General features: G+C 71.0%; 12 protein-coding genes. All 12 read left to right on the plus strand.

The features are described from left to right. Positions 1-1,341 (plus strand): APC family permease, encoded by a 1,341-nt coding sequence (locus H0U68_RS24125; RefSeq protein WP_296359545.1) that lies wholly within the window; start codon positions 1-3, stop codon positions 1,339-1,341. 5 nt (positions 1,342-1,346) lie between these two features. Continuing rightward, the gene (locus H0U68_RS24130) at positions 1,347-1,712 is read left to right on the plus strand and encodes a hypothetical protein (RefSeq protein ID WP_296359547.1); all 366 of its coding nucleotides are present in this window, start codon (positions 1,347-1,349) and stop codon (positions 1,710-1,712) included. Continuing rightward, positions 1,713-2,651, plus strand: coding sequence for a long-chain fatty aldehyde decarbonylase (locus H0U68_RS24135; RefSeq protein WP_296359548.1), 939 nt, complete (start codon positions 1,713-1,715; stop codon positions 2,649-2,651). 11 nt (positions 2,652-2,662) lie between these two features. Further along, a complete protein-coding gene (locus tag H0U68_RS24140) occupies positions 2,663-3,358 on the plus strand; it encodes a hypothetical protein (protein ID WP_296359551.1) in 696 nt (231 codons plus the stop codon). Next, entirely contained in the window at positions 3,345-3,827 is a 483-nt protein-coding gene (locus H0U68_RS24145) for a hypothetical protein (protein ID WP_296359552.1), read from the plus strand. The genes H0U68_RS24140 and H0U68_RS24145 overlap by 14 nt, the downstream gene beginning before the upstream one ends. Before the next feature lie 14 nt (positions 3,828-3,841). Then, positions 3,842-5,434, plus strand: a complete 1,593-nt coding sequence (locus H0U68_RS24150) for an AMP-binding protein (protein WP_296359554.1) — start codon at positions 3,842-3,844, stop codon at positions 5,432-5,434. Continuing rightward, the gene (locus H0U68_RS24155; RefSeq protein WP_296359556.1) at positions 5,431-5,712 is read left to right on the plus strand and encodes an acyl carrier protein; all 282 of its coding nucleotides are present in this window, start codon (positions 5,431-5,433) and stop codon (positions 5,710-5,712) included. Before H0U68_RS24150 ends, H0U68_RS24155 begins: the two co-directional genes overlap by 4 nt. Beyond that, complete coding sequence (locus H0U68_RS24160; protein ID WP_296359558.1) at positions 5,709-6,719, plus strand: amidohydrolase family protein; 1,011 nt, start codon at positions 5,709-5,711, stop codon at positions 6,717-6,719. The genes H0U68_RS24155 and H0U68_RS24160 overlap by 4 nt, the downstream gene beginning before the upstream one ends. Next, positions 6,719-7,390, plus strand: coding sequence for an HAD-IB family hydrolase (locus H0U68_RS24165; protein ID WP_296359561.1), 672 nt, complete (start codon positions 6,719-6,721; stop codon positions 7,388-7,390). Before H0U68_RS24160 ends, H0U68_RS24165 begins: the two co-directional genes overlap by 1 nt. Then, positions 7,383-8,633, plus strand: a complete 1,251-nt coding sequence (locus H0U68_RS24170; protein ID WP_296359563.1) for a condensation domain-containing protein — start codon at positions 7,383-7,385, stop codon at positions 8,631-8,633. The genes H0U68_RS24165 and H0U68_RS24170 overlap by 8 nt, the downstream gene beginning before the upstream one ends. A 13-nt stretch (positions 8,634-8,646) precedes the next feature. Continuing rightward, complete coding sequence (locus H0U68_RS24175; protein WP_296359565.1) at positions 8,647-9,393, plus strand: AfsA-related hotdog domain-containing protein; 747 nt, start codon at positions 8,647-8,649, stop codon at positions 9,391-9,393. Positions 9,394-9,400: 7 nt separating this feature from the next. Then, the coding region (locus H0U68_RS24180; protein WP_296359567.1) for an FAD-dependent monooxygenase at positions 9,401-10,789 on the plus strand (1,389 nt) is incomplete at its 3' end.

The raw sequence follows: 10,789 nt of genomic DNA on the forward strand, positions 1-10,789 counted from the left end.
ATGCACACCCCGTCCGCACGCAAGCCGCTGGAGCTGCTGGAGTACGTGGCCATCAGCGCCGGCATGGCGGTGGCGGCCTCCTGCTACATGGTGCTGGGCCTGCTGGCGGGCGCGCACACCATGGGCGAACTGGTGTTCGTCATCGTCGCGGCCGGCGCCATGTGCCTGCTGTTCGCGCTGGCCATCGGCGAGATGTCGGCACGGCTGCCGTCGGCGCCCGGCATCCGCACGTATCTGAAGCGCGCCTTCGGCGACCGCGTGAGCCTGTTCTTCACCTATGTGCTGCTGCTGGTGATTCCGCTGGTGGCGGCGGTCGAGATCCGGGTGTTTCTGGCGGCCCTGTTCCCCGGCGCGTCGCTGGCGCTGCAGTGTGCCGGCGCCACCGTGCTGGTGGGTTTCCTGGCCGGACTGAACGTGGCCGGCCGCGACCTGCCGCGCACCGCGCAAACGGTGGTGTTCTGCGCGCTGGTGGCGCTGTCGTTCTCGTTCTCCGCCCTGGGCCTGGTTGCACCTGCGCCGGCTGCCGTGCCGGCGGCCGCCGACCCGGCGGCGGCCTCGCTGGCGCACGGCGTGGGCCTGGCGTTCTTCCTCTACGTCGGCTTCGAATGGGTGGCACCGATGGCGCGCAGCCCGGAGGCGGCGCAGCGGGCCGTGCCCTGGAGCATGGTGATCGCCGTGCTGCTGGTCGGCGCCATGTACCTGAGCTTCGGCATGGCGCTCAAGCGGATGCTGCCGCCTGCGGTGCTGGCCACCAGCGGCGCACCGCACGTGGTGCTGGGCGAGCAGCTGCTGGGCGTGCCGGGCCGCTGGGCGCTGCAGGGGCTGTCGCTCTTCGCGTTGCTCACCACCCTGAACGCCGGCCTGATGGGCGCCTCGCGCCTGGTCTACGGCCTTGCGCGCGAGCAGGCGCTGGGACGGCACGCCTCGGCGGCGCTGGCGCGCGTGAGCGGCCAGGGCATTCCGGCCGCCGCCATCCTGGCGCTGGCCGGCTGCAGCCTGCTGACCGCGTTCTGGGTGATCGCCGGCGACCGCGCCGCCGTCGTCGCGGGCGTCGGCGCCGGGCTCTACACCTTCGTTTACGGCGCGTTCGCGGCGTCGCACCTGAAGCTGCGCAAGCTGCCCGGCCGCGCGCCGGGCTTCCGGGCGCGCGTGCCGGGTCCGGTGTACCTCGTGCTGGCCGCGCTGGCCGCAGGCGTCGCCGCGGCGACGCTGGCCGACACGTTGCGGGACAACCTTGCCGGCTGGTCCGCACTGTTCGTGTTCGCCTGCGCCGCGGCGCTGCTGTCCCACCGCGTCGCCAAGGGCAAGAGTGCCCGGGCGGCCGCCACCCAAGCCGTCTGAACGCCATGACCGACCTGATCGAAACCCTGGTGCTGTTCAAGGACAAGGCCAACACCCACCCGCGCATCGCCAGCTTGATCAAGGGCTGGGAACCAACCATCGTGGTCGAGGCCACCGACTCCGGGACCAAGCGCTACCTGCCGGTGCGCGCCTGCCGCATCGCATCGGTGGACACCGGCGACGACACGGAGGACGGAGCGCCCGCCGGGCACGTGGTGCACCTGCGCGCCGCCGAGGCCGTGCTGGCGGCGGTGTTCGACGGGCGCTCCAACCCGGCCGACGCCTTCCTGGAGGGCGACCTCGAAATCTTCGCGAGCGACAAGGACCAGGTGAAGCTGGACGCCATCAGCCTGGTCCTGTGGGGAGCCTGAATGAACATGACCGACACCACCCAACCCGACATCGAAGCGCAGTTCTCGCGCGACACGCCGGCCTTTGCCGCCACCGAATGGGACAACGGCAGCTGGTCGATCCAGCAGTGGCTGGAACGCACCGCCTGGCGCACCCTGAAGAACACGCGCTACGGCCGCCCGCCGGTGGAGACGGGAGTCATCCCCGAGCTGTTCACCGACCCGCTGCTGCGGCAGGTCTACCTGATCGACGTGGCGGTGTTCATCGGCGGCGAGAAGACCTCGTTCGAGGCCGTGGCCGGCCTCTTGCGCTGCGCGCCGGACGAGGCCAGCCAGATCTACCTGGGCACGCAGGTGATGGACGAATGCCGCCACTACGAAGTGTTCTGCCGCCGCATGGCCGACCTGGGCGTGCCGCCGGCCAAGCGCGAGACGCTGGTCAAGCGCTACACCACGCCGGCGGTGCGCAACTTCTACGACCTGATCCTGGAGCAGGTGGACAAGGGCGACTTCATCGCCGGCTCGCTGGCGCAGAACATCGTGATGGAAGGCATGGCCTATCCGCTGTACCGCTACGAGATCAAGTACTGGTCGCGCATCGACCCATCGCTCAGCCAGATCATCCGCGGCGCCTTCGCCGACGAGGCGCACCACGTCGGCTTCGGCGAGGCCATGATCCGCGGCCACCTGCAGGGGCTGGACGCCGACCGCCGCGGCAGGCTGCGTGCGCTGCTGGAACAGTTCTCCGGGCTGATGACCGAGGCCTTCGAGCAGGTCATCAACCACTACATCGGCCTGTACCAGGAGTGCGCCAACCAGTACATGGCGGTGATGGGCGACGTGGAGATATTCCCCGGCCGCAAGATGGCCTCGGTGACCGAGGAGGACCAGGTGCGGCTGCTGCTGGCCGAGATCCGCCAGGAACACGCCGCGCGCGCCGCGCGCATCGGGATCGCGTGATGCAGGCGGCCATGAACGACCCCATCGAGCGCTACCGCGCCAACTACCGCAGCGAGATCCTGCCGCGGCGCTACGACGGCCGCGCCAATGTGCGCAACAACGCCCTGGTGTATGCCGCGCTGGCGGTGGCGAGCGCGCTGGCAATGGGCTCCATGGGCCGGCCGGCGCGCGCCGCGTGGATCGCGCTGGCGGCCTCGCTGCTGGTGTTCAACCTGTTCGAGTACGCCTACCACCGCTGGGTCTCGCACCGCCGCCAGCCCGGCCTGCGCCGCTCCTACCAGCGCCACGCGGGTGAGCACCACGGTTTTTTCGACGCGGCCAACATGACCTCGCCGCGCATGGAGGATTACCACATCACGGTCCATCCGACCGGCACCATCGTGGCGTATTTCATCGCCTTCAACCTCGCCTTCGCGCCGCCGCTGCTGTGGCTGTGGGGGCTGCCGGCGGCGGGCGGCTTCGCGCTGGGCATCGCGCTCAGCCTGCTGCAGCTGGACCTGCTGCACTTCTACTACCACCTGGCGCCCAGCACGCCGATGTGCCGCTTCTTCGACCGCTTCGGCTACATGCGCCTGTTGAAGCGCATGCACGCCGCCCATCACGACCGCCGGCTGATGGCGAGCCACGGTTTCAACATCACCCACCCGCTGTGCGATTTCCTGCTCGGCACGTTCCCCAAGGAGGCGCTGCGCGATGGACCCCGCTAACCTGTTCTTCACCCGCCGCACGGCCTGGCTGATGCGCCTGGACTACCTGGTGATCCTGGCCGTGCTGCTCGGGCTGCTGGTCGTGCAGCGCGCCGGGCTGAACTACTGGCACTTCTTCTTCGCCATCGCCTGGCAGGACGTGATCGGCTACTACCCGGCCGCCACCGTGCACTTCTGGCCGCGCAAGCTGGGCGGCAAGGGCGTGGTGCCGCGCTGGATGTACGTGCTCTACAACGTGATCCACGGCATTCCGCTGAACACGGCGGTGCTGCTCGGATGGCTGTGGATCGCCGGCGGCTGGCAGCCCGCGATGCTGGCCATTCCCATCCACCTGTGCATCGACCGCGGCGTGCTCGGGCGCTTCTACAAGACGTTCCGCACGGCGTTCGAGATGGTGCCGCACCCCGAGTTCGCGCGCTTCGCGGACCGCATGGAGCAGCAGCCGCACTGGCCCGGCGGCCCGGCCTGACGCGAGGACCGCACATGCTCAGCGTACTCACGTCCCGCCTGCGCACATTGCCGCGGCAGAAGGTGGTCTACCACCAGGGCAACGACGTCCGGCAGCAGTCCTTCCCGGCGCTGGCCGCCGACGTCGACCGCATCGCCGTGCGGCTGGCTTCGGCCGGCATCGGCGCCGGCGTGCGCGTCGGCATCCTGGCCGACAACTGCTACGAATGGCTGGTGCACGACCTGGCCCTGCTGCAGCTGGGCGCGATCTGCGTGCCCACGCCGGTGGAGCACTTCGGCCAATTGCCGCCGCTGGAGCTGGCCGAGCGCTTTCGCCTGGCGCTGCTGCTGGTGGCGCCGGAGCGCCAGCGCGCCGACGCCACGCCCTGGGTGGTGCCGATGCGGCTGGAGGGCGACGGGGCCATCGCCGCGCGCAGCGCCGAGAGCCTGCAGCCCGACCCCGACCCCGAGCTGTTCACGCTGGTGTTCTCCTCCGGCACCTCGGGGCGGCTGAAGTGCCTGAAGGTGAGCCGCAAGGGCACCGAGGTGCTGATCGAATCCTTCGGGCGCGACTTCCGCTTTCGCCCCGACGACCTGATCCTGGCCTTCCTGCCGCTGTCGTCGTTCCAGCAGCGCTGGATGATGTACGCCGCCATCCAGTACGGTTTCGACCTGGGGCTGACCACGCCGCTGCGCCTGTTCCACGCGCTGCGCGACATGCGGCCCACGGTGATCGGCGCGGCGCCCCTGTTGTACGAAACCGTGGAGGGGCGCTACCTGGCGCTGCCCGCGCGCGTGCGCAAACCCTGGGACGCGATGCGCTGGCTGCTGCCGCGGTTGCCCGAAGCCTGGCGGCTGCCGCTCGGGCGCATCGTCTTCAAGCCGTTCCACGATGCCTTCGGCGGCAAGGTGCGCATGGCCATCACCGGTGCGGCGCCGATCCGCCACACCACGCTGACGTTCTTCGACTCCATCGGCCTGCGGCTGTACTCGGCCTACGGCCTCACCGAGGCCGGCTTCCTGAGCTGGAACGTGCCGGGCAAGGTGCGGCTGGGCGCGGTCGGCCGCGAGGTCTACCCTGGCGCGGTCAGCATCGCCGACGACGGCGAGATCGTCTTCAACCACCGGCACCTGCTGGCCTACGGCTACATGGGGCTGGACCCAGAAGAAGAGAAGAAGACCTTCACCGGGCCGGGGCGCATCGCCACCGGCGACATCGGCCGCTTCGACGCCGACGGCTACCTGTACGTGACCGGCCGCAAGAAGGACATCCTCATCACCGCCGGCGGCTACAAGATCCAGCCCGAAGACATCGAGCGCGCCGTGGAGATGAGCACCGACGTCGGCCGCGCCGTGGTCTTCGGCGGCGGCGACCTGCCCTGCGTGGCGGTGCTGGTGTCGCTGCGCGACAGCGCCACCGAGGCCACGCGCCGCACCGTGCAGGCGCACGTCGACACCGTCAACCGCACGCTGCCCGCGCCGTCGCGCATCGGCAAGCTGGTGTTCACCGAGCAGCAGTTCACGATGGACAGCGGACTGCTCAACCGAAATCTCAAGGTCGACCGCAGCACCGTGTTCGGCCGCTTTCGCAACCAGCTGATGGGAATCAGCACCGGAGACGCTTCATGAACACCACATCGGCTGCGCCGCAGTCCAAGGAACAACTCGCGGCCGCCCTGTTCGCCATGGTGCGGGAAGTGATCCCGCGCAAGCTTCAGGATGGCTTCGCCATCACGCCGCAGACCGAGCTGGCGGACCTGGGCATCAACTCCATGGCCAAGATCTCGCTGGCCTTCAAGATGGAGGAGCGCCTGGGCATCGACGTCAGCCGCCTGGGCGAGGCCATGGCCGACGTGCGCACCGTGCAGGACGTGATCGACCTGGTGGAACGGGCGGTGGCGCAATGACAGTGCGCGAACACGCCACGGTGCCGGACATGGACGGCGTGCCCGTCATCGACGGCCAGGCCTTCGTCGCCTCCACCGACATCCTGTCGCCGACCTTCGTGCGGGCCATCGCCGAGCACACGCACCAGTGGATGGAGGCGCAGGGCCTGCCGGTGCCCAAGGCGCGGGTGCACGCCGCCTGCGAGGCGCAGTTCAACGACCCGTACTGCGACGCGCTGGTCGGGCAGATGGACGATGCCGGCATCGCGCGCTCGGTGCTGATGCTGCCGGACTTCACCTTCGCGCTGCGCGACGCGCGCTTGTCCATCGCCGAGATGATCGAGCGGCACCGGGCGATCCGCGACCGCCATCCGGGACGCTTTCACGTGATGTTCGGCGTCGATCCGCGCTGGGGCAGGGACAGCGCCGACCTGTTCGAGCGCAGCCTGGACGCGCACGGCTTCGACGGCATGAAGCTGTACCCGCCCTGCGGCGTGCATCCGGGCGACCGCGCGCTGTGGCCGTTCTACGAGATCTGCCGCGACCGCGGCCTGCCGGTGTCGGTGCACACCGGCGGCACGGCCTCGGCGCTGCAGCTGGACCTGTCGCACCCGCGCATGGTGGAAGAGCCCTCGCGCCTGTTCCCCGGCGTGGACTTCATCATCTCGCACGCCAGCAACTGCTACAGCGACGAGGCGGTGATGCTGTGCACCTCGCGCCCCAACGTGTACCTGGACATCAGCGCCTACGCCGCGCAGCCGATGCGCCGGGTGAACGCGCTGATGGAATACGGCATCGGCCACAAGATCGTCTTCGCCACCGACTGGCCGTCGTTCCGCGGCCAGGGGCCGCAGGCGCAGCTGCTGCGCGCGCTGTCCAAGCCGGGCGGCCCGAAGGAGCTGCTGCGCGACTTCGAGTGGAAGCGCTTCATGGGCGGCACCATGGCCAGCCTGCTGGCCAAGCGGGTGGCCGCGCCGGCGGGCGCTCCATCTCCGGTGCCGGCGGGGGCCGCCGCCGTGGAGGCCTGATGGTGGCCTACGCCTTTTTCGACGTGGACGGCACGCTGATCAACACCCGCAGCCTGATCAGCTTCCTGGCGCGGCTGTGGGCGCTGCCGGGCATGGACCCGGTGCGCTTCACACGGTACTGGGACGGCCTGCGCGACCGGGTGCGCGACGGCATCGCGCGCGAGCACCTGAACAGCTACTACTTCAGCGTGTTCCAGGGCCTGGCGGTGGCCGACGTGGAAGCGGCCGGCCGCGCCTGGTTCGACGCGCAGTCGCGCAAGGCCGGCTTCTACAACGCGCAGGGCATGGCGCTGCTGCGTGCGCAGCGCGAAGTGGGCCTGCGCGTGTGCCTGGTCACCGGCTCGTTCCCCGCACTGGTGAAGCCGCTGGCCGATGCCATCGGCGTCGAGGCCGTGTTGTGCTCGGTGCCGCAATCGGTGGAAGGCCGCTACACCGGCCAGATGCAGGGCATGCCCTGCATCGGCGCGCACAAGGCCGACGCGATCCGCGCCTTCGCGCTGGAGCGTGGCGTCGACCTGGCGCGCTGCATCGCCTTCGGCGACGACGCCTCCGACCAGCCGATGCTGGACGCCGTCGGCCAGGGCGTGCTGGTGCCGACCGATGCGCGCTACGCGGCGGAGTGGCAGCGCACCTTCGCCGCGCCCACCGCACAGGGGGCCATCCATGGTTGACGCCGTGCGCGGGCTCGGGCAGATCGAGACGGCGATGGCGGCCGCGCACGAACACGCGGCCGGCACCACGCAAGGCGTGCAGGGCGTGCACCTGCGCGGCACGTTCGACGCGGCGACGCTCGGGCGCGCCATGCGGCTGCTGCACGCGCGCTACCAGGCGCTGCGCTGCATGCTGTGCCCGCGAGGCGAGGGCTATTGCTTCTTGGAGGCGGCGCCGTTCGAGGCGGTGGAACTACTGGCCGGCCGGCTGGTGCCCGGCGAATGGCAGGCCGCGATGGCGCGGGAACTGGAACGCCTGGTCGATCCCGCGCAGGCCCTGTGGGGCGCCTCGCTGCTGTCGGACGAAGCCGGCGGCGAGCACCTGCTGGTGCTGCGCTACCACCACGCGATCTTCGACGGCGACTCGTTCAATCCGCTGCTGGAGGAACTGCTCGGCCTGTGCGACGCGTTCCAGCGCGGCGAGGCGCCCGCGCCACAGGCGCCGGTGCCGCTGGGCCCGGCGATCGACAGCTTCCTCAAGCCGGCCGAGGCGCCCGAAGCGCTGGCGCCGCCGGCGCCAGCGATCCCGCACGCCGTGTCCGCGCCGCTGGCGCAGCGCCGCACCGCCTACCACCGCATCCGGCTGGACGCCGGCGCGCTGCAAGCATTGAAGATGCGCTGCAAGGACAGCGGGCTGGAGCTGAACTCCCTGCTCGGCGCCTGCCTCGCGGTGGCCGCGCATGAGGCCGGTTTGTACGCCGGCGTCGTGGACTTCAAGACGGCCGTGTCGCTGCGCGCCTGCCTGCCGCAAGACAGTGGCTTGCAGCGCACGCTCGGCTGCTACCTGGCCGTGGCCGACACGCGCATCGACGCAACCGCTGGCACGCTGCACGAGGTCGCTGCGGCCTACCAGCGCGTGCTGCTCGGCGCCGTGATGCGCCACTGCATGCGGTTGCGTTCCGTGCCGCCCGCCGTGCTGCGCGCCGGCATGAAGGCCGCCGTGCAGGGCAGCCACTTCGGCGGCTTTGGCCTGACCAACCTGGGCGTGCTGGCGCTGCGCCACGCGTGGCCGCAATTCGAGGTCACCGACTACCTGCCGCTCGCGCGGCGGCTGGCCGGCAACCACGCCTTCGCGCTGCATGCGGTGGAGTTCCGGGGCGACCTGCTGGCCACCTGGGTCTACACCGAGCCGCTGCTGGATGCCGGCATGGTGGGCCGCATCGCCGACCGTTTCGCCACCGCGCTCACCCAATCCAACACCTAGAGGAGGACCAACCATGGAAGACGACGTGTACCTGGTGGTCGGCGACGACTACGCGGCCTTCGCCCGGCCGCCCTCGGTGCTCACCCAGTCGCAGCTGGGCACCATGCTGCACAACGGCGCGGACTTCTCGGGCGCCCGCGTGTTCATGGGCCAGGGCATGGACCTGGCCGTGGGGCCGCTGCTGCGCGAACGGCTCGCCGGCCTGGGCGCGGCCGAAGTCGCGCTGGCGCCGCCGCGCGCACCGCTGGAACTCACCCACAAGCGCCACACCGACTACGTGCTGGTGTCCGAGCCCCAGCGCGTGGACAGCCGCTGGCGCTTCGCGCTGCTGGTGGACGACGGCGCGGACCGCCTGTCCGACCACGTCACCGGCCAGCACATGGGCGCCATGCTGCTGATCGAGGCGGCGCGCCAGGCGGTGATCGCCAGCATCGAACGCCACTGCCCGCGCGCCGACGGCGCCTCGTGGGGGCTGATCCTGCAGCGGCTGGACTGCAAGTTCGACACCTACGCCTTTCCGCTGCCCACCGAGGTCAGCGTCGGCGTGGTGGAGTCGGGCACCGGCGACGGGCAGCGCGAGCTGGTGCTGGACGTGCTGTTCCTGCAGGCCGGCAAGCGCGTCTCGGGCATCGACTTCCACGTCGGCCTGTGCCGGCGCGACCTGCTCTCGCGCATCGAGGGCCGGCATGCCGCGCGGGCCGTGGCCGAGGCACTGCGGCAGCTGAGCCCCAAGGGCGCGGAGGCCGGCCTGGCCGGCTGAGGACCGCATGCCGCGCAGCAACCACAACCACCACAAGCCCGTGCTGATCGCCGGCGCCGGCCCTACCGGGCTGACGCTAGCCAACGCGCTGGCAGCCTACGGCTGCGCCTTCGACATCATCGATGCGAAGGCGCAGCCCGAGCGCGACAGCAAGGCGCTGGCCATCAACGCGGCCAGCCGCTACAGCTTCGCGCTGCTCGGGCTGCACGATGCGCTGGGCGCGCGGGGCGCGCCGCTGAACCGGCTGGCCGTGCACTGGGAAGGCCGCAGGCTGGCGGCCATCGCGGTGCACCGCGCGTCGCGCCGCTTTGGGCCCTTCATCGCGCAGCCGCAAGCCGAGACCGAGCGCGACCTGGGGGCCGCGCTGTCGGGGCAGGGCGTGGCCGTCGAGCGGCAACTGCGGCTGGTCGCGGCGGCGCAGGAAGGCGATGGTGTCGAGGTGCAGCTGATGGACGCCAACGGCGCCTGCCAGACGCGGCGCTACGGCTGGGTGATCGGCTGCGAGGGCAAGCACAGCGCGGTGGCCGAGGCCATGGGCGCGCGCTTCGAATCCACGCGCTATCCCATGCACTTCCTTCTCGGCGACTTTCCGCTGGAACTCGATGCGCCCCAGGACCAGGCCGCCTATTACGTGTGGGACGACCTGTTCTTCATCCTGGTGCCGCTGGGCGGCGGCCACTGGCGCGTGGTGCTCAAGCAAGACGGCGAACTGCCGCCGCCAGGCCCGGCCGAGGCCGACACCATCGTGCGGGAAGTCTCGGCGCGGCTGGGCGACGTGTTCCGCGGCCCGCCGGTGTGGCTGTCGCGCGCGCCGTTCTACCAGCGCTGGTCCGACCGGCTGCGCCGCGGCCGGCTGCTGCTGGCCGGCGACGCGGCCCACCTGTACAGCCCGATCGGCGGCACCGGCATGAACACCGGCATGGGGGATGCGTTCGCGCTGGCCTGGCGGCTGGCCTGGGTGGCGGCGGGCCGCGGGCCGCAAGCACTGCTCGACGACTACGAATGCCTGCGCATCGCCGCCATGCGCGCCAACGGCGACGTCACCGACCGTTCCACCCGCCTTATCGCGCGGCTGGAGCGCGACCCGCAGCAAATGGCTTCACTGCTGCCGCTGATGCGCAACCGGCCCCTGTTTCGGGCGGCGCTGCCGCGCGCGTATTCGGGCCTGGGCCTGCACTACGCCTCGCTGCAGGCGCTGCACCCCGGCGCCGGTGCGCTGTGCCTGGCCATGCCCGACCTGCTGGACCAGCTGCATGCCGGCACGCGCGAACGCCATGCAACACCGACCGCGCACCTGGTGATCGCCGCCCCGCCGAATGTCGACGCCGCCGCGCTGCTGGCCGGCCACGGCGCCTGGCTGGACGCACATGCCGACGTGCTGCGCGGCGTGCTGCTC

It is taken from the genome of Ramlibacter sp., assembly GCF_013697775.1.
Taxonomy (GTDB): Bacteria; Pseudomonadota; Gammaproteobacteria; order Burkholderiales; family Burkholderiaceae_C; genus Ramlibacter.